This window comes from Algoriphagus faecimaris (genome assembly GCF_900101705.1).
Taxonomy (GTDB): domain Bacteria; phylum Bacteroidota; class Bacteroidia; order Cytophagales; family Cyclobacteriaceae; genus Algoriphagus; species Algoriphagus faecimaris.
Genome location: NZ_FNAC01000022.1, coordinates 45,870 through 68,180, shown reverse-complemented (window position 1 = coordinate 68,180; position 22,311 = coordinate 45,870). Strand labels below are relative to the sequence as shown.

Sequence of the window (22,311 nt, the reverse complement as noted above, 5' to 3'; positions counted from 1 at the left end):
TATTATTGTACTATTCATAGAAAGGGATATTTTTATAAGTGGTCGCTTTTATTTATTTACCGAATCCGAAGGCGGTCAATATCAGCTTTCTCCCTGTTGCATGCCTTCTAAATTCACAAAGGTAAATTCCTTGCCATATTCCAAGGTTGAGTTTTCCACCGGTAATGGGAATTTGGAGGCTGGAATCAAAAAAACTGGCTTTAAGGTGCGCAGGCATATCATCCGAGCCTTCATAAGTGTGGATAAAGCGTGGATAAGTTTCCGGAATTAATTCATTGACAAAGGTTAGAAAGTCTTTTCTCACGCTGGGATCGGCATTTTCATTGATCGTCAATGCGGCAGAGGTATGCTGGATGAACACCTGTAAAAGCCCTGTTTGGATTTGCCTGATTTCAGGTATGGCTTCCAAAACTTCTTCTGTAATCAAATGGTATCCTGAAGAGTAGGCTCCCAGTTGGAGTTCATTTTGGAAGATCAGATTCATGGTCATTCGATTTTTGGAAGAAAAGGTCCTTAGACCATTGGTAAAAAACAAATCATCTGGACAATATGCAATCCCTAGCTTTACCTTATGGTGAAAAAGCTTTTCATTTATGTCATCTTTTATTCCATTTCCCTCTGTGCTTTGGGTCAAGAAAAGTTACGTGTCACTGCCAAAGCCTTACAAGCAGGAGAGGAGCTTAGACTGGATGGAAAAGTGAATGAAAATCTCTGGACTGAAATTTTACCTGCTTCTGATTTTCTTCAGCAAGAGCCTCAAGAAGGCAGGCCGTCCACGGAAAAAACGGAAGTTCGGATAGCTTACGATGAAAAGAATCTATACATCGGGGTTATCCTATTTGATTCGGAGCCCGATAAAATCAAGGGCTTTCAGCGTCGCCGAGATGAAAGTCTAGAAACCGATGATAGCTTTACCATGATCATCGACAGCTACAACGATCAGCGCTCTTCCTATTTTTTCGAAATCAATCCCCTGGGCCTTATGCGAGATGGAATACTGCGCACCGGTCAAGGGTCAAATTTGAATATTGCCTGGAATGGGATTTGGCAAGCTTGGGTCTCGGTCACTGCGCGCGGATGGGAAGCAGAAATCCGAATTCCTCTGATGACACTGAATTTTGATCCTGATCTCAGGGAGTGGGGCATTAATTTTCAGCGGATCATACGGCGAAAAAATGAAATCGCCCTCTGGTCTGGACATCAGCGAAATCAAGGAATCAGGCGACCTCAAGATGCAGGGGTGTTGGATAATTTAAGTGGGCTTTCCCAAGGCATTGGACTGGAAGCGATTCCTTATGTCATCGGCACGCAAAACCGAATACGAGAAGGAAATACAGAAAGCTTTTCAAGTACTTATTCTGCTAACGCTGGCGGGGAGATCAATTACAACATCAACCCCAATCTAAAAGCCGGAGTCACCATCAATACGGATTTTGCCGAAACTGAGGTGGACAACAGACAGGTCAACTTGACACGTTTTCCACTCTTTTTTCCCGAGCGTAGAGACTTTTTTCTTCAAGGTGCCAATGTTTTTCTCTTTGCGCCAGCGAGTAATCCAAACCCCTACTTCAGCCGCAGAGTTGGTTTGGAGAGTGGTCGTCCGGTCCCCATCAGATACGGGGCAAGGATGATCGGACGGATCAAAAGTACTGATGTAGGCTTTTATCAAGTCAGCACAGCGGAGAGTGAATTTCGTGGTGCTGAAAACTTCACCGTTGCCCGAGTTTTACAGAATCTAGGTTCCGAAAGCACGGTAGGCGCTATTTACACACGCCGCCAAACAGCCGATGACTCAGTAGGGGTGAGAGAAACCTATGGGGCAGATTTAAGCTTGAGTACCTCTAAATTTCTTGGAAACAAAAACTTACAGTTTGAAGCCTTTATTGTAGGTCATTCGCCCGACAGAGTCGAAGGCGCAGGAAGTCAGTGGGACCGATCTGTTCGAGGTTTTCGTTTTAATTTTCCCAATCAACCTTGGGAGGCGCATACTTCTTACAGAGAATTTGGAACAGCATACAATCCTGCAGTGGGATTCGCCCCTAGAGTGGGTTTTAGAAGGCTTCAGCCCAGTATTTCCTTTAGTCCTTTGGTAGAAAACAGTGCATTTATCCGAGAGCTGAGTTGGGGATATTATCTGGAGTATTTGATGGGAATGGATTGGAAGCCGCTGACGGTAAATAATCGCTTGAGTATTCTGGGAATAAGACTAGAATCAGGGGACAATATGGAAATTAGGATCCTTTCCAATTATGAATTTTTAGATTTTCCTTTTGATATTTTAAGAGATGGTCAATACGTCATAGAAACAGGCAATTATAACAATCAAGGCTATTCTTTGGACTTATCCACAGCCGGTTTTCGACGAGTGGGTGGCTCGCTTTCTTATTCAAATATTGGTTTTTGGACGGGTAGACGTCAAAATTTGCAAATGGATGCATTTTTTAGGCCTGTAATTGGCCTTAACATTAGCACGAGATGGGACCATAGTACAGTGCGATTGGCCAAGGGTAGCTTTCAAACCAACCTATTTCAGGTCATAACGGCCTATGATTTTTCACCTTGGGTTTCCTTGAATTTTAACATTCAATACGACAACCTGTCCAAGTTTCTTGGTACCAATACCCGCTTTGTTTGGGTCATCGAGCCAGGAAATACGCTATTCGTCGTCTATAATCACAACTGGATAGAGCAAATGGAGCGATTGATTACTACCGAAACCGGAACCGCTGTGAAGCTAGCGTATACCTTTCGGTTTTAATCAAATTTTTCCTACCAAATTTTCCAAAATACCGATTCCCTCTATTTCAATTTGAATACGATCTCCCTGCTCAAGGGTAAAGTTATCGGGTACGATCCCTGTTCCCGTCATGAGAAAACATCCCAAGGGAAATACATTTGACCTAAAAAGCCAATCCGCTAACTCCTGTGGTTTCCTTTTTAATTGTGTCAACTCTGTTTTTTCAGAAAAAACCTGGCTTGTATTTCTGAAAATTCTCAGCTGAATGGTAGATTGCTCATCTATTTCATTTTGAATCAAGATACAAGGACCTAAAGCTGCAGAGCCCAGATACATTTTAGCCTGAGGTAGATAAAGTGGGTTTTCTCCCTCTATGCTACGACTGCTCATATCATTTCCAATAGTGAAGCCCTGAACTTTTCCTGAGGGAGAAAGCAAAAGTGTGAGTTCGGGTTCGGGTACATCCCAAGTGGAATCCTTTCGGATATTCACTTTTTCTCCAGGATTGGAAACTCTACTAGCTGTCGCTTTAAAAAACAATTCAGGTCGATTTGCATCATAGACTTTATCATAAAAATCCGCTCCACCGGCATCAAGGGATTCCTCCATTCTTGCGGTGCGGCTTCGGTAATAAGTAACACCGGCAGCCCAAACCTCTTGATTTCCCATAGGCGCTTGAACTCCCTCTTGCATGAGAGATCCAGCCTCTTCTTTTGTCAACTGTTCCCAGTGCTGAGCCTCTGAATACAAGAGATCCTTCAGACGATCTCGGCCCAGCAATTGATCCCAGTCAGCATCAGGACCTAAATAAAAGTCCCCATTGATATCCAATAGTGGTTTATTTTCAATTTTATACAATTTCATGGTATAATAGGTTTAAGAATTAATCAGAAGTAAAATCAAGGTAATCAAAGCTGGTACAGCCTGAACCCAGAATATTTTTTTGCTTACCGTAAATGCTCCAAACATTCCTGCTATCAGAATGCAGGAGAGAAAGAAAACCTGGACTTGAAAAGCAAAATCATCTTGGATAAAATAGGACCAGATCAGTCCAGCTGCCAAAAATCCATTATACAGGCCTTGGTTAGCGGCCAAGAATTTGGTGGATTTGAAAAACTCCCTAGTTCCACCAAAAACTTTACGACCATAGCTTTCCCATACCATCGCTTCCATCCAAAAAAATAGGAGGTGCTGCAAGGCAATAATACCAACGAAAATGTGAATAAGGATTACCATTTATTTTTTCAAATTAGGAATTTTTTGGGACAACTCATCTCAATCCAATCCCCCAAAAACGAGACTACTTCCTTACCTTTGTGCAAAACTAATTTCGATGACCTCTTCCAAGCTTCCACCAGCCTTTCAAAACCAAATGAAAAGTCTTCTCGGAGAAGTGGTTTATGAGGAATTTGAAAAGGCAATCGAAAACGAGGTCAAAACCTCCATTAGGCTTAACCCTTGGAAGAAGAAGCCAAATTTTGAACTGAAAGAGCGGATTTTATGGTCTAAAAACGGATATTTTTTAGAAAACCGCCCCTCCTTTACTTTAGACCCGAGCTTTCATGCCGGTGCCTATTATGTGCAGGAAGCCTCTTCTATGTTTATCGACCATATCCTTCAAAGTCAAAAAGTGGAAAAAGGGATATTTCTAGATTTGGCCGCAGCACCGGGAGGGAAGTCAACATTACTAAGCTCCTATCTCGGTGAAGAAGGTTTTTTGGTAGCAAACGAAGTCATTCAAGCACGAGCTCAGATTCTCAAGGAAAACTGCATCAAGTGGGGTTTGGGGAATATCTTGGTTAGCAATAATGACCCCGAGCATTTTGAGCCCTTAGAAGGTTTTTTTGATTTGGTTTTGGTAGATGCCCCCTGCTCGGGCGAGGGAATGTTTCGGAAGGATCCTCAAGCCCGGGAAGAATGGTCCACAGACCACGTCATGCTTTGTTCGGCAAGACAAAAACGAATCATGGATAGAGCGGGTGCTCTAGTAAAAGCGGGAGGCTACTTGATCTATAGCACCTGCACGTTCAACGAACTTGAAAATGAGGAAATGATCCGGTTTTTGACCGATGAGTTCTCTTATGAGCCCGTTCGGATTCCCCTTGATCCCACTTGGCAAATCATAGAAAGTAAGGTCGAAACCGAGTATGGTGATTTTTTTGGATATCGGTTTTTTCCTCATTTAGTAGAGGGGGAGGGATTTTTTATCACCATATTAAAACGGCCGGAAAATGCTTACAGCCTTGTACCCAAAAAGATGAAAGATTTTAAGCATCGCTTTTTGAAAGAAATTGGAGCCAAAGAAGCAGAACAGTTGGATTCTGAATTGGGTATTGCTCCAAATGGGGCTTATTATCAATTAAACGAAAGCTATTTCCGAATCCATCACAATTGGAAAAACCATGTGGATAAGTTGTCGCAACACCTGAGCATCAAGTATTTTGGTGTAGAGATTGGAAAAAAGCAAGGGAAAGAATGGATTCCGAGTCCCGCTTGGGCTTTATCAACTTTACCAAAAAATCAATATAATACAATTGAATTGGATCAAGAACAAGCACTTACATTTTTACGAAAAGGAGAGCTTAAACTACTTGATTTAGAAAAAGGATGGACATTGGTTTGTTACCAATCTCTTCCTTTAGGCTGGATCAAAAATCTGGGCAATCGGATCAATAATTATTACCCAAAAGAATGGCGAATTCGGCATTTATAAGCTGTTTTTCTGGATTGAGCAATTTACCAATGTTAGTGAAGGAACAAACCAAGTGGTAAACTAGGACCTAAATAGTCTCCGATCGAAAGGAAAATCTTCTTGATCTACAATTTGAATTTGAGAAAACTCAGGGTGAAAAGGATTAATGAGGAAATTAAAATCCCCCGGAACCACTGCCGAAGGAACCTTCAAAACACAGCTTTTTTGCTCCGATACAAAATCATCGCCCACCAATTGTGTATCCAAAAGATGAGGAAAACCATTCCAGTTCTCGGGTAATTTTTCAACAGAAAGTGAGGCTACAGAAATAGAATCCGGAATATCAATCTCAACCATCACATAGTCCTTAGGCAAAATGGAAAGGGAAAGATGAACCGCCACCTCGGCCATGGCCAAAGCTCGACTATCCGCAGAGTAGATTATTTCGGTTCCTTTGGAATTCCACCTGTTACCGGAGAGCGCAGCGCCCTTTCCGGATAAAGCAATCCCGTACTTTTTCCGCATCAATCGAAAAACCCGCATCAGGCAAATATTCCCTGATCTATACGATGAAGCTCATTAAGCACGAGCTCTTTGCCATAGGAATCCCGAAGCAAGTCAATAGGACGACGATCACCAAGCGCATAGGATTTTGTATTGAGCCATACAGCGAAATCCTCAACTGAGTCAAACACCTCCAAACCCACCAAGGTCACCTCCATTAGCTCGATGATCTTTTCGGAATGAATCGAGCGAAAAACATAATCCGATTCCTTTTTGTAGCGCTGAAGAGACTTCAGGGATATGTCTAAAAAATCAGACCATTCTTGATCTGAAAAGGGAGCCAAATCCTTGAAAGACATAAAAAGCGAAGTGGGAATCCCTTGACGGATTACATCGACTACCATCATGCGATCAGAAAAAAAACTACTTAATGGAACCCCTCTCAAGGAAGGAAATCTGGAATACCCAGGAATCCCAGTCACATAAGTAGCCATCTCTTCCGCTACTATTTCTATTTTTTGATGATATGAATCGCTCATTTCTAGGACATTTGTCTTTTAATATACGACATTTTTCTAAAAATGACTCGTTTTTGGAAATTTTTTAATCATTCTCCTAAAACTCACCCTTCAATAATCCGGTTTTTGACGGCTTTCTGCACTGCTTCGAGTTTGTTGTGGACCTGGAGTTTCTGGTAAATATTTTCGGTGTGCTTTCTTACAGTTTTGGGAGAGATAAAAAGGTTTTCGGAGATTTGCTGGTAGGTGAGTCCTTTTGAGGTTTGTTCCAAAATCTCTACCTCTCTTTTGGTCAGTTTTATTTCCTCTTTGGGTTCTTCGAATTGAGGAGGATTCCGAAGTAATTTCAATGTTTTTAGTGCAATCGACGGCGTCATCGCTGCTCCACCAGCTAGTGTGTCCAAGATGCCTTGATAGAGGTCAGGAGGGCTTACTTCCTTGAGAAAATACCCATTGGCCCCGGCCTGAATAGCTCTAAAAATATGTTCGTCATTATCAAAGACCGTAAGCATAATGGTCTTGATGTGAGGATATTTTTTTGTGACTTCGGCGACGGTTTCTATCCCATTCATTTTAGGCATTTCTATATCCATCAAGATCAAATGGATATTGGGATCTACATGAAGTTTTTCCAAAAATTCCAGCCCATTTGACCCGTGAAATTTCACCTCTAAATCTGGATAAATAGCAAGCTTATCCAAAATCGCTTTCAACAAAAATGAATTATCCTCAGCTATTGCGATTTTAATAGACATGCTTTTTTGATTTAAATGATACTGATTTCAGTTCCTCGATCGGGGAAACTCAAAACTTGCAATTTTCTACCGATTCGCTCTGCTCTTACTTTCATATTTCCGAGGCCATTTCCCAAGCTATTTTCTTGTGAAATCCCCTTTCCATTGTCTTTGATTTTGACCACTAGTTTTTGTGCCTCGCAAGTGATCAGAATTTTGATTTCTTCGGCTGAAGCATGCTTGATGGCATTATTTACTGCCTCCTGAATGATCCTAAAGTAATTAATTCCTTCCATGGAATTCAGAGACAAGCCTTCCAGCTCCACCTTAGGATCCACTTCGAGCTCAAATTTAGTACCCGGGCATGCAGTATTTGCTTTTTCGATCAATCCATAAATCCTCGTCTGCAAATCCTCTAAATTGATTGTCTCCTTGTTCATCGCCCAGATCGTATCTCTTAGCTCATTTACTGTTTCAACAGTAAAGTCCGAAATTTGATCCAGTTTCTCCGCAATTCTCTCTTTAGAAAGGTCTGTGTATTTGAGATTTTTTAATGTAGAAACAATAAAAGTCAGTTGCGCTCCAATATTGTCATGGAGATCAGAGGAGATTCTACTACGCTGTTCTTGAAGCTTCCTCTGGGTCTGTTGCTCCGCAAAAATAGCTTGAAGTTTGGCTTCCTGTTCCAGGTGCCGGGTTTTGTTTTTTTGCCGGTAATAAATGAAAAACCCAAGCCCCAAAGAAATCAAAAGGAAAAGCAGCAACAATAAGAGTTGATTATTTCGACTCTCGACGACCAACTCATTCTCGGCCAACCGAGCCCTAGACTCTGCCAATTGACGTTCTTTCTGTTCCACTTCATAGATCGCTTCCAATTCTCCCATGGTTTTGATTCGCTCCTCTTTGAAGATGGTATCCTTCAAGGCTGCATATTGCTCCAGGTAATCCATGGCTGAGGATAAGTCTCCTTTGGCTTTACGAAAGCGGTATTCCTCATAGAGGTAATCACGCTTTTTTTCCGTGGATTCACTTTTCTCTACAAAATACTGAGCACTATCCAGCAGGGTTCGTGCCCTTCCCCATTGATCCTGATTATAAGCAATGGTAGCTAGATTAGTATAATTTGTCGCCAACCCGTAGGAATTTTGCCGATCTTTTTGATTGATTCTTTTGGCTATTTGTAGCCATTTTTCGGCCTCTTGATACTTTTCTTGCTTGAGGAGTGTGTTTCCGATATTATTCCAAACAAAAAACACACGAGCACTATCCAAATCGTCCATCAGGTCCAAAACTTGAAAATGATAGCTCAAAGCGCTATCGGGCTTACTCCAATCATCGAAATTAATTCCTATTGCATTTAAGACTATGGATTGATAATAAGGGTCAGGATCTTGGCTGGCTTTCAATATTCCCAAAGCACGCTTTCCATATTCTACCCCCAGTTCATAGTTCTCCATGTCATGATGAATCACCGAAATATCCGCCAAGTGGTAAGCCATTCTACCCGTATCTGCAATCGTCTGTGCATAATCTAACCCTTGCTGAGCAAAGTCCAGCGCTTGATCAAAAAGTCCACTTGATTGATCCATTCGAGTCAATCGGATATAGGTTATAGATCGAAGGGAGGCATTTTCTTCAGTGTACTTGGGGAGAGCTTCTAAAAACAAGCGTCTGGACTCTTGAGTATTGCTAAGTAGATTTTGGTATTCTGCCACATAATAAAGATAAACCCCTGTATCACTGGCAGTCTTCAATTTTTTTCTAGCTTCCTTCAAATAAAATTCACCTGAATCCAAATTGGAATACATCCTACCCAATTCTTGAATGAGATCTTGACAAAAGGCTTGTGTACTCAAAACAAGAATAAAAATAACTGAAGAGAAGCAGCGTTTCATACCGACTAAATATCAAATCATTCTTAAAAATATAAAATTCTTTCAAACCAAAATTTAGAACCCCTAGACTTATGTCAAAAACCTCCTCTTTTCTTCCTCAAAAAATGCTTAAAAAAGAAAAAGCCCTTGATCATGTAGTCAAGAGCTTTGTTTTCAAAATTTTATACGGAGAATTATCCGTAGATTTCTTCTAAAATTTGAGCTAGTCTTACGCTAGCTGCAATCATTCTTTCTTCAGCTACCTTGTAATTATTATAGATGTACTGATAGCTGATTCGCTTATTTTCTGGAAGATCATAGACGACTGCTCTGAGGCTTACTGCTTCCTTTAACCAATCTTGCATAGAAGCATTTCTATATCCTGCTTGGAGCTCGGGGGTTATCCTCCGATAAAGCTCATCAGCAATTTCCGAATAGCTCATGCCTTGACGCTCAATCATCCCGCTATCCCAGAGCGCATGAAGGTTGGTCGGGTTTCCGAAAAACTCGATTTTCACATCATTTCCTCCGCGATCTTCACCAGTACCTACATGGAGGGGCTGATGGATATCCTCCACCATGTGAATGAGCATTTTTAGCTTTTCTGCTTCTTCTACAGCAGAAAGTCCACCGGCCTTCAATTCATTTTTGATACGAATAATAGCTTCATAGGCATCTCCGGTCTCTTCCTGATGAGCAGGGTCATATTCTCCCTCTTTACTAGTCAGGTAATGCCAAGTGGTGGCGTAATCATAGGCACGGTCAGAACGGATTTCGTCCATCCAGGTACCACTTCTTGCCAGCGACATGGGCTGAATTACTTTTTCCACTTTTTTCAGCGTGGATTTTTTCATTTGCCGCTCTGCCATCAGACCGATGAGGTAATGCCCCAATTGACCCCAAGCAAATGATTGGGTAACGATCATGGTAAATAAGAAGGCAGAAGCAAGAAACTTAAATTTTTTCATAAGCTAATTTTGATGCGAAAATACAGGGGAATTCTTAAAGAAAGATTAGGAAATTATTACGCTTTTTCGAGTTCGGAAACTGCCAACCAGGCCATCAATCCTGCCCCGATTTCCAAGGCATCCTCATCAATGTCAAAAGTGGGAGTGTGTACACTAGAAATTATTCCTTTTTCTTCATTTCGAGTACCCAAACGATAAAAACAACCGTCGATTTCCTGCGAATAATAGGCAAAATCCTCCGCTGCCATCCAGATATCCAAGTCAAGGACATTTTCTTCACCTAGGTATTCTTTTGCAGCCAGTGTGGCACGCTCAGTTAGCTCGGGATCATTCTGAAGGAAAGGATAGCCTTTTCGAATTTCAAAATCCACTTCTCCTCCCATTCCTTCTACCAGTCCTTTTGCTATCTGAAGCATCTTTTGATGTGCCTGAGCTCTCCAGTCTTCATTTAAGGTTCTGAAAGTACCCTGAATTTTGACTTCATTTGGAATCACATTGGTAGCACCCAAGGCCTCTACCCGTCCAAAGGACAAAACCGAAGGTACTTTTGGATTGGCTGCTCGGCTGACTACTTGCTGCAGCGCAACAATAAGGTGAGAAGCGATTAAAACAGGATCAATCAGTGTCTCAGGCATGGCACCATGACCACCTTTCCCTTTCACTGTGACGTACAACTCATCTGCGCTCGCCATGTAAATTCCCTGTCTGAAACCGACTTTACCCGAAGGAATAAATGGCATCACATGCTGTCCTATAATTCCATTAGGTCTGGGGTTTTCCAATGCTCCGTCTTTGATCATAAAGGAAGCTCCACCAGGTGCTACTTCTTCTCCAGGTTGAAAAATTAATTTGATTGTCCCCTCAAATTGGTCTTTGACCCCATATAAAATTTTTGCAGCACCAAGAAGGGAAGCAGTATGGGCATCATGTCCGCAAGCATGCATTACACCTTCTTTTTTTGATTTATAGGGTACATCGTTAGCCTCAATAATTGGTAACGCGTCCATATCTGCTCGAAGCGCAACAATTTTTTTTGTGGGGTTTTTTCCCTCAATCAAAGCGGTCCATCCTGTGCTAGCTTTTTGTTCTATACGATTGACGCCTATCTCCTCTAGTTTTTGCTTGACAAATTGAGCCGTCTCATATTCTTTGTAAGAAAGCTCCGGATTGGCATGAAGATGCCTTCTGTTGGCGATTACTTCCTCTTTAAGATTTTGGGCAAGGGATTTAATTTTGTCTTTCAGCATCTATTTCTTGGCTTGGTACGGTAAATTCTTGACGAAGAATTCTGTCTTGAATAATCCGTGCCGTAGGAAATTCTTTTTTTAATTGATTGTAATATTTCAAGGCCTCCACTTTGTAAGCAAACCGACCGACCTTGACCATATATCGAGGTTGTTGATACTGCATATCTGCTTGGATATCGGGGAAAAGCTCTTCCATATCCTCTACAGTTTTAAAGGCCTGCTCTCTGTCAAGTCCTGAGAAAATGAGAACTTTGTAACCATTGAAGTAAGGGTCAGATTTTTTCTTGTCGTATTCCTCCTTGGCAAGTGCTGCAAGATCCTCATCGATGGCCTCAGCAGATATTTCCGAATCTACTTGATCCGTTTCCTTCACTTTCTGCTGATAATCAGGATAGTTAGGCAGATAACTACTGAGGTCTTCCTGATAATTTTCAAAAGAGGCCGCTTTGTCCACTGTCGGACTGGAACTTTTGCAAGCACCAAGAAAAACGACTAAAGCCAATACCCCGATGTACTTCATGAGATTAGTTTTCTACAATTACACATTTCCCCTCTTGGATGTCCTGCTCTACACTTTTATATTTTACGTCATTTTTTACGTTCCCGTTGGTGTACTGCACCGAGACTCGGTCATTTCTACCATAGGTCTTTTCTGACTTTCTAGGTGCGACTACCTGAGGTGCTGTCCTCCCTGCAGTGGCTGCAGCCGCTACCGCACGACCTGCTCCAGGATTCAAAGAGCTAGCTACTTCAGCTTTAGAAGCTTGTACGTTTTGATCTGCCTGCTGTCTAGGAGGTACTTGAGCGGCGCTGACTTGGTTTGGATCTTGCTTAGGCAGGTCTGCTCTACTCAAGAAGGATATCATGTCTTCGTTGAGCTTGCCTATAAAGCGCTTAAACATTTCAAAAGCTTCAAACTTATAGATCAAAAGTGGGTCTTTCTGCTCATAAACTGCATTTTGTACGGACTGCTTAAGGTCATCCATGTCTCGCAAGTGCTCTTTCCAGTTTTGATCAATGATCGCGAGCGTGACACTTTTCTCCAAAGCTCTGATCAGTTCGCGCCCTTCTGTTTCCAGCATTCTCTCCAGGTTCACCACGACACCTATTTGCTTGATTCCATCCGAAATCGGCACCATAATATCCTTTACGGTAGCGCCTCTTTCTGCATGTACCCGCTGCAATATCGGCATGGCAGTCTGGGTGATTTTCTCGTTTTTCTCTTTATAAAACTTGAACGCTTCGGAATAGAGCTCCTGAGTCAGCTGCTGGTTGTCCTTGGTTTTCAAGTCATTTTCGGAGATCTGATAATCTACTCCCAATGAAGTGAAAATATTCATTCGGAGATTTTCCAGATCTTCTGTGGACTTACCCATGTCAATGACACTTTCGCAGACGTCATACATGATATTGAGTATATCCAATTCCAGGCGTTCACCTTTCAAAGCATTTCTTCTACGCTTGTAAACTACCTCTCTCTGGGAGTTCATCACATCATCGTATTCGAGGAGTCGCTTTCGTGTACCGAAGTTGTTTTCCTCCACTTTACGCTGAGCGCGCTCGATAGACTTGGTAATCATGGAGTGCTGGATAACTTCTCCTTCTTCCAGCCCCATTCTGTCCATCAATTTGGCGATTCGATCCGAACCAAAAAGTCGCATCAAACTATCCTCCAATGACACAAAAAACTGAGAGGAACCCACGTCTCCTTGACGACCCGCTCGACCCCTCAACTGCCTATCTACTCGTCTAGACTCGTGGCGCTCGGTACCTATGATAGCCAAACCCCCCGCCTGCTTCGATTCTGGCGTCAATTTGATATCTGTACCTCTACCTGCCATATTCGTGGCGATAGTTACTGTACCTGGTTTACCTGCTTCGGCTACCACATCTGCTTCTTTTGCATGCTGCTTAGCATTCAATACTTGATGTGGAATTTTCTTCAGTGTCAACATTCTACTGAGCACCTCGGATATTTCTACGGATGTAGTACCAACAAGTACCGGTCTCCCTTTGGCTACCAATTCGTTGATTTCATCCACTACTGCGTTGAACTTCTCACGAACTGTTTTGTAGACTTTATCTTCCCTATCGTCTCTCTGAATTGGTCTATTTGTCGGTATGACGACTACGTCCAACTTGTAGATTTCCCAAAACTCTCCCGCTTCTGTCTCTGCTGTACCTGTCATACCGGCCAGCTTATGGTACATTCTAAAGTAGTTTTGGAGGGTAATCGTTGCATAGGTCTGGGTCGCATCTTCTACCTTGACATTTTCTTTAGCCTCTATAGCCTGATGCAAGCCATCGGAATAGCGTCTTCCTTCCATTACTCGACCGGTTTGCTCATCGACAATTTTCACTTTGCCATCCACGATGATGTATTCCGTATCTCGCTCAAACATACAATAGGCCTTCAATAGCTGATTGACTGTATGAATTCGCTGAGCCTTTATGCCATAGTCTTTGATGACTTCCTCTTTCCTGATCAGTTTTTCTTTGTCATCTAGGCTTTCGTCTTTCTCCAGTTCGGCGATTTCTACACCAATATCAGGCATGATAAAGAAATCCGGATCTTCATTTTTGGTAGTCATCGTTTCTATCCCTCTATCAGTGAGGTCCACGATGTTGGTCTTTTCATCGATTGTAAACAAAAGCGGTTCGTCTGCCTCAGGCATATTTCGCTTATTGTCTTGTAGGTAAAAGTTTTCGGTCTTCTGAAGAATCACCCGAATACCTGGTTCAGAAAGATATTTGATCAATGGCTTATACTTTGGCATCCCTCGGTACGCTCTGAAAAGTGCCAAACCTCCTTCTTTATCGTTCCCTTCTGCAATCTGTTTTTTGGCTGTAGCCAAAAATCCCTGCATTAGTTTACGCTGCTCCTCCACTAGAGTAGATACCCGCGGCTTCATCTGATCAAATTCGTGTACATCTCCTCTCGGTACAGGTCCGGAAATAATCAATGGAGTACGAGCATCATCGATCAAGACTGAATCGACCTCATCCACCATGGCAAAATGATGCTTGCCTTGTACTAAATCACCGGAATCACGAGCCATGTTGTCCCGGAGGTAATCAAAGCCAAATTCATTATTGGTACCATAGACGATATCACAGCCATAGGCTTTTTTTCTTCCGGCAGAGTTAGGCTGATACTTATCGATACAGTCCACCGTCAAGCCGTGAAATTCAAAAAGTGGTGCATTCCATTCGGAATCCCGCTTTGCTAGATAATCATTGACTGTCACAATATGCACTCCTCTTCCTGCTAATGCATTAAGGTAAGCAGGGAGGGTAGACACGAGGGTTTTACCTTCACCCGTTGCCATTTCTGCGATTTTTCCTTTATGAAGGACCATTCCTCCGATGAGCTGCACATCATAGTGCACCATGTCCCAAATGACCTCTGTACCGGCTGCAAGCCATTTGTTGTGCCAGGTTGCCTTTTCACCATCAATCTCCACATGAGGTTTGACCGCAGCCATTTCCTTATCTTTGATCGATGCTGCTACGGTAAGCTTTCCATTTTCTTTGAATCGTCGTGCAGTTTCCTTGACCACTGCAAATGCCTTAGGCATGACTTTTTCCAAAATCACCTCTAATGCCTCGTCTCGGTCCTTTTCTACTTGTTCGATTTGGGTAAAAAGCTGATCCTTTTCATGAATCGATTCGGCGGGTAGTTTTTCAATTTCAACTCTGTAGTTGGCAATTTGATCATCAAAACTCTTCAAATGCTCATTGATAGCAGATTTGATCTCCTCAGTCTGCGCCCTCAACTCATCATCTGTGAGAGATTTAAATCCCTCAAAAATATCATTGATCTCTTTTACCTTTGGAAAGAGTTCTTTTATATCTCGGTCGGATTTGGTACCAAACACTTTGGCCAATCCTTTAGCAATAAAATCTAGCATGTCTGTTTTTTGATTCTGAAATCAGGCTTTAAAATTAAGGCCTTTTTATTACAATTGATAATAAATCCAATAGCCCTGAAGCGGCTTTGGGTTTAAAGGTCGATTTGTCCCTTATAGACTTGTTTTGCAGGACCTGTCAGCCAAATATCCTCTATAGATTCATCCGAATTCCTTTTAAATCGAACGGATAGTTGACCTCCTAAGGTTTTTATTTTCACATTAGCCTCCTTTTTATCTTGAGCATAGGCAATCGCTGCAGCAGTCACGCCCGTACCACAGGATAAAGTTTCATTTTCTACTCCCCGCTCAAAGGTTCTGACAAATAGCTCGTCCTCACGGATAGGAGAGACAAAGTTAACATTAGTCCCTCCCGGAGAATAGCGCTCATCGTAGCGAATCTGCTTACCTTCTTCCACTACGGGATATTGCTCTATCTGATCGACAAAGCGAATGTGATGAGGAGAGCCGGTATCGACAAAGCAATCATCACCCGCTTCATGTACTCCTGAGACATTTCCCATTTTCAACTCTACTGCCTCATCGGTTAAGACAGCCTCATGAGGTCCACCAATTGCCAAAAAATGGGTTTCCTTTTGTACTACCCCCAAAAATCCCGCAAAAGCTACAGCACACCGGGCACCATTTCCGCACATACTCTGTGAACCGTCTGCATTGAAATAAATCATCTCAAAATCATAATCGGGATGATTCCGAATCAAAATCAACCCATCTGCTCCAATCCCAAACTTGCGGTCACAAAGGCTGGAGATCAACTTCAAATCCTGATCATCAAACTGATTTTCACGATCATCAATCATGACGAAGTCGTTTCCCGTGCCTTGATATTTATAGAATATCATTTCTTTAATTTTTGAAGAAACCTAGGGTTCAAAAACTTGTCCAAGACCCTGTTAAGCTGCAAACTTAACCAAACTGACAGAAAATCGGACGAATTGTCTGATTAGCAATTCCGATTTCCTTTTAGAATGTGTACTTTCAGGTTGATTTTCTAACCGATTTCAAATAAAACTGTTAAACAAAAATGAAACTTACAGACTACTCAATATCTCGTCGTAAATTTTTATCCAACAGCTCCAAGGCAAGTCTTGCTGTAGGAGTAGTAGGCACAGGGATCTTCTCTGCCTGTAGCAATGATGCCAAAGGGGAGGGAACTTCCATCTTGGCAACAAGCTACACACAGACTCCTCTTAGTTTTGATTTTTCTGCGCTGGAACCACATATCGACGCCATGACGATGGAGATACACTTTACTAAGCATGCTGCAGGATATGCCAAAAACCTGAATGATGCCCTAGGAGAAGAAAATGTCGATACCAGTAAACCCTTGGAAGATGTCTTAGCATCTATCTCCCAATACAGCACCAAAATGAGAAATAACGGAGGAGGGCATTACAACCACGAGTTGTTTTGGCAAATCATGAGTCCCGATGCAGCAGAAAGACCGGAAGGGGCCCTCGCCGATGCAATCGCCGATTCTTTTGGAAGTTTTGAGTCTTTTGCTGAGCAATTTGAAAGCGCTGCGGGAACCCGGTTTGGTTCCGGTTGGGCTTGGCTAGTCGTCGGAGAAGACAAAAAATTGGCGATCGGATCTACCCCCAATCAGGACAACCCTTTGATGGATATTTCTGATTTTAAGGGAACCCCGCTGATTGGGCTAGATGTGTGGGAGCATGCCTACTACCTAAACTATCAAAACCGAAGAGCAGATTACGTTTCTGCCTTTTGGAATATTATCAACTGGAAAACCGTAGCCGATCGATTCTCCGCGGCTATATAATATTAAATAAGATCAAAAAAGAGGCTGGTGAATTTTTACCATCAGCCTCTTTTTTATTTACTTCGACCTTCCAAAACCAGAACAACAATCCATGCAAGATCCTAAATCACTCACATCGGTAGCACTTTTTCATGAGACTTTTAAGCACCCTGTCCTTCCCAGTCCTCAAATTCCAGATGAAACCCGCTGTGCTCTTCGGGTATCACTTTTGGCAGAGGAGCTCAAAGAACTAGAGGAGGCAATCAAGCAAAAAGACTTGGTGGAGATTGCAGATGCGCTTTGTGATTTGCAGTATGTGTTATCAGGTGCCATTTTGGAGTTTGGGCTAGGAGAAAAATTCAAGATGCTTTTCGACGAGGTACAGCGGTCCAACATGAGCAAAGCCTGTCTGACTGAGGCTGAAGCCCAAGCCACTGTAGCCCATTATAAGCTCAAAGGCACAGAATGTTTTTATGAAAAAGAAGGAGATCTCTTCTTGGTATTTAGAGAGGGTGATCGTAAAACACTCAAGTCTGTCAACTATTCTCCGGCAGACTTAAAGGGGATTCTGGATCGATAAAGGCAGGTTTTGGTGATTTTTAAGCTCTAGGATACGGGAAGGAAGATTATAACCAGCCTTTTCTAGCGCCTGAAGCACACGAATAATTACCTGAGATTTAACTTTCAGATCTGATACTGTAGGATTAAAAGTATCCACCCAGAAGGTCACTCGAAGATTCAAGGTACTTTCTGCCAAATCAGCAATCCAAATATTCGGCTGCTTTACTTCACTGAGTACCCCCTTTACTTGACTGACTTCTTGAATAATCAGGTCCATGGCTCCTTGATAATCGGATCCGTAATCTAGCCCGATCACAAAATCATATCGAAGATACCCGTCAATGGTAAAGTTGACCAAAGCATTTTTGATGATGTTAGCATTCGGGATGAAGACATCTTTGCCATCTGCAGTTTTGATTTGAGTATCACGGAGATTTAGAGTCACTACTTTTCCGCTTATTCCATTGATATCCACGACATCTCCTACCCGGAAGGGTCGTTTGAAGGCTAGGAGTATTCCTGCAAGAAAATTTTCTCCTATGTCCTTGAGGGCAAAACCAATGACGAAAGCCGTGATGCCGGCTCCAGCCAAAAGCCCAGAAACCACTCCCGTAAGACCCACTACTCGGAAGACGACCATAAAGCCAATCAATAAGATCAACAATCTAAAAATCACCGAGAGAAAATTGGCTAGAAGGGGATCATCCATTCGGCGCATAAGGCGCTTTCTGAGGAGCCTTTGAAGTAAATTGGCCACCAAATAAAATACAATAAGGATCGCTATCGCAATAGCTGCGGTAATAGCGATGTGTTGATAGGAATCCCAATCGAAGGTAAAGTAGCTCCTTAAGTCCATGTTCTGGTGGTTAAAAGTAAATAATGCCTCAAAATACAAAAAGCCCCGCATTTCTGCGAGGCTTCTGTACCAGGAGCGGGACTTGAACCCGCACGTCCAGATGGACACAAGATTTTAAGTCTTGCGTGTCTACCAATTCCACCATCCCGGCTTCACTCCGAACTATGCCTGAGCTACTTTTAACTTAAAACGACAAAGCCCTTTTGCAAGGGCTTGTCTTGAGCGAGAGACGAGATTCGAACTCGCGACCCCGACCTTGGCAAGGTCGTGCTCTACCAGCTGAGCTACTCTCGCTTATGTCAAAACCCGAAACGTGATCCGAGTGATTTGTGGATGCAAAGGTAAGTTCCTCTTTGATTTTTACAATATTTCGTAGAGGAAAATTTTACAAATATTCTTTCTATCCCTGCATTTAATTGATATTCAGCTTGTATTAAAAATCATAAGAAGCAATAATCTTCACCATTTCAGCCGTAGATTTTGCTCCTAATTTCCGCAGAATATTTTTTCGGTGGGTAGAAACCGTATTGATGGAAATATTCATGCTTTCACCAATTTCTTTGGACCCTAGGCCTTCCAAGATCATTTTGATAATTTCCTTTTCTTTTTTCGTCAGCTTGATTTGCCTTCTGTCAGGAGAGTTTTTACTGACCAAAACCCTAGTACCGTCTTCTTTGGTATAAGAATAGGTCCAATCATAACCCTTTTCTTTGGGTGGAGTCAATAGCTGCACTATGATATGTAGATCCATGGCAAAATTGCCCTTTTCATCAATCAAATAGGGACGCACTTTTCCCATCACCCAAATTACTTCTCGAGTGGTGCGATGCACCCATCGGGTCGTATATGAAAACTCAAAGGAATGGCGCTGCTGCAATGTCAACTGATGAAAAGCCTCGAAGACTATTTTTTGAAATCTAAAAAGCTCAGCACGATCTTCTTCATGAATCATGGTAAAAGCTGCCTCCATTCCTTTTTTTCGAAATACCGACTCCGGATAACCCGTCAGGCTTTCTACCTCTCCCGTAAAAAAAGCAAGGCTTAAATTTCTATAATCGAAACAGGCAATAACCAATCCTTCTCTCATACCAATGTTTTGGCTGAGTACCTCTAAGTTTTCAATCAGCTTTTTTTCATTGGGATGTGCCTTAAACTCCTGCTTGGCCCAATCACTGAAAAACTTAGTGTATTTATCCTGTTTGCGGAGGTCTTTTAATAATACCTTATCCATTCAAATCACGTATTCGCTTTAATTGCGATAATTTACATATAAAAACCAATTTTTATCCCTCTAGTTTCTTTTTGACCTCATGAAGCTTTAAAAGTGCCTCAATCGGAGATATAGAGTTGATGTCGATTTGATCAATCAGCTCTTTAGCTTCTTTGAATTTAGGGTCCATCTCGAAAAGGCTCAACTGATAATTGTTTTTGGGAATGGATTTCGCCGAGTCTTTTCCCTCTTGCATCGCTTTGTCTTTTTCTAGATGAGACATGATTTCAGCCGCTCTCAGTACCACAGGATTGGGCATTCCGGCCATTTGTGCTACATGAATACCAAAGCTATGCTCACTACCCCCTTCTTTCAGTTTTCGCATAAAAATCACCTTATTTCCTACTTCCTTGACAGCTACATTAAAGTTTTTGATCCGGGGAAAATCCTGCGTCAGTTGGTTTAATTCGTGGTAGTGAGTTGCAAATAAGGTTTTGGCTTTGAAAGTGGGATGATTATGTAAAAACTCCACGATGGACCAAGCAATAGAAATCCCATCGTAGGTAGATGTGCCTCTCCCGATCTCATCCATCAAGACCAAGCTCCTATCCGAGAGATTATTCAGAATACTTGCTGTCTCGGTCATCTCCACCATAAAGGTAGATTCACCACGGGAAAGGTTATCTGAAGCACCTACTCGAGTAAATACCTTATCGATGATTCCCAATCTGGCAAAGGATGCAGGCACAAAACTACCCATCTGCGCCATCAGAACAATCAAAGCAGTCTGTCTCAAGAGGGCCGACTTACCCGCCATATTGGGTCCGGTGATGATCATGATCTGCTGACTATCGTGATCCAAATAGATATCATTGGGAATGTATTCCTCTCCGGGGGGCAATTGCTTCTCAATCACCGGGTGCCTGCCGTCTTTGATTTCCAGACTTTCGGTATCCGACACTTTGGGGCGGGAATAATTATTGGTCAAAGCTACTTTGGCAAAAGAAAGTAGGGCATCCAAGGTACCAATTATTCGGGCATTTTGCTGAATATGAGTGACATACTGTGCTGCCTCCTGAACTAACTCCTGAAAAAACCTCTGCTCTAGAATAATCATTCGCTCCTCGGCATTCAGGATTTTTTCCTCATAGTCTTTCAGTTCCGGCGTGATGTATCGCTCGGCATTGACTAGTGTCTGCTTACGAATCCAGTCTTGAGGCACCTTGTCTTTATGTGCATGAGTCACTTCCAGATAATAGCCAAAGACTTTGTTAAAGGCTATTTTGAGAGAGGAAATACCGGTTTTTTGTACTTCCCGCTGCTGTATTTGTACAAGGTAATCCTTTCCTGAATTAGCCAGTTGACGGTATTCATCCAATTGTGGATCAACTCCATCTTTTATGACTCCTCCCTGATGTACCAGCATGGGGGCATCTTCTTGGAGTTCATTTTCGATTTTTTCAAGGAGGTATTCGCAAGGGTATATTTGATCAGAAAGCCGTTTGAGAGTTGCATTTTCCTGATTTTTCAGGAGCTCCTTGATCGGTAAAATAGACTTCAGTGCCCGTCTGATTTGATTCATTTCCCTTGGATTGGCACGACCTACGACTACTTTGGAAATCAAGCGCTCCAAGTCACCTATATGCCGCAACTGAGAGATGATCTCTTCGATCAAATCATGGTTTTGATGAAAAAAATCAACCACATTTAGGCGCTCCTCTATTTGGGACTTTTCTTTCAATGGCAAAACCATCCATTTTTTCATCATTCTAGAACCCATGGGGGTGACTGTCTGATCCAAAATCTGAATCAAAGGAACTCCGCCCTCATGCTGAGGAAAAACCAACTCCAAATTACGTATCGTAAATTTATCCAGCCAGACATATTTCTCCTCAGCTATGCGGGAAATCGCCGAAATATGCTGAACCTCCCGATGCTCCGTCTCTTCCAAATAATACAAAATAGCTCCGGCAGCAGTGATTCCCAAAGCTAAATCCTCTATCCCAAAGCCTTTCAGATTGGCTGTTTCAAAATGATTTTTGAGTTTTTCATAAGCAAAATCAAATTGAAATACCCAGTCCTCACAGTGGAAGGTGATGAAATCATTTTTGACGACTTCCGCAGCAGTCTTTTTAGCCGCTTTGGAATAGATGAGTTCTGCAGGAGCAAAACTTTGAAGTAGCTTTTCGATGTAGGCGGCATTTCCCTCTGCACACATGTATTCTCCCGTAGAGACATCCAAAAATGCAATTCCATGGGTTTCCTTTCCAAAATGTATAGAGGCCAGGTAATTGTTTTTTCGGGTATCCAATACTTGATCATTGTAGGATAAGCCGGGAGTTACCAGTTCGGTCACACCCCTTTTGACAATCCCTTTCACTGATTTAGGATCCTCAAGCTGATCACAGATGGCCACTCGATTTCCCGCACGGACCAGTTTGGGCAGATAGGTGTCCAAGGAATGGTGGGGGAAACCTGCCAATTCAATATGGGAGGCAGCACCATTTGCGCGCTTGGTCAACACGATATCAAGGACCTTGGAGGCCTTGATGGCATCCTCGCCAAAAGTCTCGTAAAAATCCCCCACACGAAACAAGAGCAAAGCACCAGGATGCTTGGCTTTGATCGCATTATATTGCTTCATCAGTGGAGTTTCTTTTCCATCTTTGGACTTGCTCATAGGTAGGGATATATTTCTTTTAAATTTGGGGCTTCGAATAAA

At 42.4% G+C, this 22,311-nt stretch carries 19 protein-coding genes and 2 tRNA genes; 4 read left to right on the top strand and 17 right to left on the bottom strand.

Features of this window, described 5'->3' with window-relative positions; genetic code table 11:
* Window positions 1-52: 52 nt before the first annotated feature.
* Window positions 53-484 (bottom strand): secondary thiamine-phosphate synthase enzyme YjbQ, encoded by a 432-nt coding sequence (locus tag BLQ57_RS12540; protein ID WP_087939904.1) that lies wholly within the window; start codon window positions 482-484, stop codon window positions 53-55.
* Between the two features lie 87 nt (window positions 485-571).
* On the opposite strand from BLQ57_RS12540, the gene BLQ57_RS12535 reads away from it, so the two are divergent.
* The gene (locus BLQ57_RS12535) at window positions 572-2,758 is read left to right on the top strand and encodes a carbohydrate binding family 9 domain-containing protein (RefSeq protein WP_087939903.1); all 2,187 of its coding nucleotides are present in this window, start codon (window positions 572-574) and stop codon (window positions 2,756-2,758) included.
* On the opposite strand, the gene BLQ57_RS12530 is transcribed toward BLQ57_RS12535, so the two are convergent.
* Window positions 2,759-3,601, bottom strand: coding sequence for a fumarylacetoacetate hydrolase family protein (locus tag BLQ57_RS12530; RefSeq protein ID WP_087939902.1), 843 nt, complete (start codon window positions 3,599-3,601; stop codon window positions 2,759-2,761).
* A gap of 12 nt (window positions 3,602-3,613) precedes the next feature.
* On the bottom strand, window positions 3,614-3,973 hold the full coding sequence (locus BLQ57_RS12525; protein ID WP_087939901.1) for a DUF1304 domain-containing protein: 360 nt from the start codon (window positions 3,971-3,973) through the stop codon (window positions 3,614-3,616).
* A 97-nt stretch (window positions 3,974-4,070) separates the two neighbouring features.
* On the opposite strand from BLQ57_RS12525, the gene BLQ57_RS12520 reads away from it, so the two are divergent.
* Window positions 4,071-5,450 (top strand): methyltransferase RsmF C-terminal domain-like protein, encoded by a 1,380-nt coding sequence (locus tag BLQ57_RS12520; RefSeq protein ID WP_087939900.1) that lies wholly within the window; start codon window positions 4,071-4,073, stop codon window positions 5,448-5,450.
* A 60-nt stretch (window positions 5,451-5,510) separates the two neighbouring features.
* On the opposite strand, the gene BLQ57_RS12515 is transcribed toward BLQ57_RS12520, so the two are convergent.
* The 9 genes from BLQ57_RS12515 to dapF all read right to left on the bottom strand — a co-directional run bounded on the left by BLQ57_RS12515 (window position 5,511) and on the right by dapF (window position 16,045).
* Window positions 5,511-5,972, bottom strand: a complete 462-nt coding sequence (locus BLQ57_RS12515) for an RES family NAD+ phosphorylase (protein WP_087939899.1) — start codon at window positions 5,970-5,972, stop codon at window positions 5,511-5,513.
* Window positions 5,972-6,472 carry a type II RES/Xre toxin-antitoxin system antitoxin gene (gene parS / locus BLQ57_RS12510; protein ID WP_087939898.1) on the bottom strand — a complete coding sequence of 167 codons (501 nt, stop codon included), beginning with the start codon at window positions 6,470-6,472 and terminating at the stop codon, window positions 5,972-5,974. The genes BLQ57_RS12515 and parS overlap by 1 nt, the downstream gene beginning before the upstream one ends.
* A gap of 83 nt (window positions 6,473-6,555) precedes the next feature.
* Entirely contained in the window at window positions 6,556-7,206 is a 651-nt protein-coding gene (locus BLQ57_RS12505; protein ID WP_087939897.1) for a response regulator, read from the bottom strand.
* An 11-nt stretch (window positions 7,207-7,217) separates the two neighbouring features.
* Window positions 7,218-9,080, bottom strand: coding sequence for a tetratricopeptide repeat-containing sensor histidine kinase (locus BLQ57_RS12500; RefSeq protein WP_087939896.1), 1,863 nt, complete (start codon window positions 9,078-9,080; stop codon window positions 7,218-7,220).
* Window positions 9,081-9,253: 173 nt separating this feature from the next.
* The gene (locus BLQ57_RS12495; protein WP_087939895.1) at window positions 9,254-10,027 is read right to left on the bottom strand and encodes a S1/P1 nuclease; all 774 of its coding nucleotides are present in this window, start codon (window positions 10,025-10,027) and stop codon (window positions 9,254-9,256) included.
* Between the two features lie 56 nt (window positions 10,028-10,083).
* A complete protein-coding gene (locus tag BLQ57_RS12490; RefSeq protein ID WP_087939894.1) occupies window positions 10,084-11,274 on the bottom strand; it encodes a M20 metallopeptidase family protein in 1,191 nt (396 codons plus the stop codon).
* A complete protein-coding gene (locus BLQ57_RS12485) occupies window positions 11,255-11,794 on the bottom strand; it encodes a hypothetical protein (protein WP_087939893.1) in 540 nt (179 codons plus the stop codon). The genes BLQ57_RS12490 and BLQ57_RS12485 overlap by 20 nt, the downstream gene beginning before the upstream one ends.
* A 4-nt stretch (window positions 11,795-11,798) precedes the next feature.
* Entirely contained in the window at window positions 11,799-15,185 is a 3,387-nt protein-coding gene (gene secA / locus BLQ57_RS12480; protein ID WP_087939892.1) for a preprotein translocase subunit SecA, read from the bottom strand.
* A gap of 92 nt (window positions 15,186-15,277) precedes the next feature.
* Window positions 15,278-16,045: a diaminopimelate epimerase gene (gene dapF / locus BLQ57_RS12475; RefSeq protein WP_087939891.1), complete on the bottom strand. Its 768-nt coding sequence runs from the start codon at window positions 16,043-16,045 to the stop codon at window positions 15,278-15,280.
* A 182-nt stretch (window positions 16,046-16,227) separates the two neighbouring features.
* Here dapF and BLQ57_RS12470 point away from each other — a divergent pair, with 182 nt between their 5' ends.
* Entirely contained in the window at window positions 16,228-16,983 is a 756-nt protein-coding gene (locus BLQ57_RS12470; RefSeq protein ID WP_087939890.1) for a superoxide dismutase, read from the top strand.
* 91 nt (window positions 16,984-17,074) lie between these two features.
* Window positions 17,075-17,542 (top strand): pyrophosphohydrolase domain-containing protein, encoded by a 468-nt coding sequence (locus BLQ57_RS12465; RefSeq protein ID WP_087939889.1) that lies wholly within the window; start codon window positions 17,075-17,077, stop codon window positions 17,540-17,542.
* Here the strand turns inward: BLQ57_RS12465 and BLQ57_RS12460 are convergent.
* The 5 genes from BLQ57_RS12460 to mutS all read right to left on the bottom strand — a co-directional run bounded on the left by BLQ57_RS12460 (window position 17,519) and on the right by mutS (window position 22,269).
* On the bottom strand, window positions 17,519-18,379 hold the full coding sequence (locus BLQ57_RS12460) for a mechanosensitive ion channel family protein (protein ID WP_087939888.1): 861 nt from the start codon (window positions 18,377-18,379) through the stop codon (window positions 17,519-17,521). The genes BLQ57_RS12465 and BLQ57_RS12460 overlap by 24 nt on opposite strands.
* 67 nt (window positions 18,380-18,446) lie before the next feature.
* A tRNA-Leu gene (locus tag BLQ57_RS12455) sits at window positions 18,447-18,530 on the bottom strand.
* Window positions 18,531-18,600: 70 nt separating this feature from the next.
* A tRNA-Gly gene (locus tag BLQ57_RS12450) sits at window positions 18,601-18,673 on the bottom strand.
* A gap of 139 nt (window positions 18,674-18,812) precedes the next feature.
* Window positions 18,813-19,610 (bottom strand): helix-turn-helix domain-containing protein, encoded by a 798-nt coding sequence (locus BLQ57_RS12445; RefSeq protein ID WP_087939887.1) that lies wholly within the window; start codon window positions 19,608-19,610, stop codon window positions 18,813-18,815.
* A 52-nt stretch (window positions 19,611-19,662) separates the two neighbouring features.
* The gene (gene mutS, locus BLQ57_RS12440) at window positions 19,663-22,269 is read right to left on the bottom strand and encodes a DNA mismatch repair protein MutS (RefSeq protein WP_087939886.1); all 2,607 of its coding nucleotides are present in this window, start codon (window positions 22,267-22,269) and stop codon (window positions 19,663-19,665) included.
* Window positions 22,270-22,311 lie beyond the last annotated feature (42 nt).

What these genes read in the sequence shown, in the direction of transcription:
- BLQ57_RS12465 (WP_087939889.1), top strand. Translation starts at nt 17,075, where the DNA reads ATGCAAGATCCTAAATCACTCACATCGGTAGCACTTTTTCATGAGACT.
- BLQ57_RS12485 (WP_087939893.1), bottom strand. Translation starts at nt 11,794, where the DNA reads ATGAAGTACATCGGGGTATTGGCTTTAGTCGTTTTTCTTGGTGCTTGC.
- BLQ57_RS12470 (WP_087939890.1), top strand. Translation starts at nt 16,228, where the DNA reads ATGAAACTTACAGACTACTCAATATCTCGTCGTAAATTTTTATCCAAC.
- secA (WP_087939892.1), bottom strand. Translation starts at nt 15,185, where the DNA reads ATGCTAGATTTTATTGCTAAAGGATTGGCCAAAGTGTTTGGTACCAAA.
- BLQ57_RS12515 (WP_087939899.1), bottom strand. Translation starts at nt 5,972, where the DNA reads ATGCGGGTTTTTCGATTGATGCGGAAAAAGTACGGGATTGCTTTATCC.
- BLQ57_RS12495 (WP_087939895.1), bottom strand. Translation starts at nt 10,027, where the DNA reads ATGAAAAAATTTAAGTTTCTTGCTTCTGCCTTCTTATTTACCATGATC.
- BLQ57_RS12535 (WP_087939903.1), top strand. Translation starts at nt 572, where the DNA reads ATGGTGAAAAAGCTTTTCATTTATGTCATCTTTTATTCCATTTCCCTC.
- BLQ57_RS12445 (WP_087939887.1), bottom strand. Translation starts at nt 19,610, where the DNA reads ATGGATAAGGTATTATTAAAAGACCTCCGCAAACAGGATAAATACACT.
- BLQ57_RS12490 (WP_087939894.1), bottom strand. Translation starts at nt 11,274, where the DNA reads ATGCTGAAAGACAAAATTAAATCCCTTGCCCAAAATCTTAAAGAGGAA.
- BLQ57_RS12525 (WP_087939901.1), bottom strand. Translation starts at nt 3,973, where the DNA reads ATGGTAATCCTTATTCACATTTTCGTTGGTATTATTGCCTTGCAGCAC.
- parS (WP_087939898.1), bottom strand. Translation starts at nt 6,472, where the DNA reads ATGAGCGATTCATATCATCAAAAAATAGAAATAGTAGCGGAAGAGATG.
- BLQ57_RS12540 (WP_087939904.1), bottom strand. Translation starts at nt 484, where the DNA reads ATGAATCTGATCTTCCAAAATGAACTCCAACTGGGAGCCTACTCTTCA.
- BLQ57_RS12530 (WP_087939902.1), bottom strand. Translation starts at nt 3,601, where the DNA reads ATGAAATTGTATAAAATTGAAAATAAACCACTATTGGATATCAATGGG.
- BLQ57_RS12520 (WP_087939900.1), top strand. Translation starts at nt 4,071, where the DNA reads ATGACCTCTTCCAAGCTTCCACCAGCCTTTCAAAACCAAATGAAAAGT.
- dapF (WP_087939891.1), bottom strand. Translation starts at nt 16,045, where the DNA reads ATGATATTCTATAAATATCAAGGCACGGGAAACGACTTCGTCATGATT.
- BLQ57_RS12505 (WP_087939897.1), bottom strand. Translation starts at nt 7,206, where the DNA reads ATGTCTATTAAAATCGCAATAGCTGAGGATAATTCATTTTTGTTGAAA.
- BLQ57_RS12460 (WP_087939888.1), bottom strand. Translation starts at nt 18,379, where the DNA reads ATGGACTTAAGGAGCTACTTTACCTTCGATTGGGATTCCTATCAACAC.
- BLQ57_RS12500 (WP_087939896.1), bottom strand. Translation starts at nt 9,080, where the DNA reads ATGAAACGCTGCTTCTCTTCAGTTATTTTTATTCTTGTTTTGAGTACA.
- mutS (WP_087939886.1), bottom strand. Translation starts at nt 22,269, where the DNA reads ATGAGCAAGTCCAAAGATGGAAAAGAAACTCCACTGATGAAGCAATAT.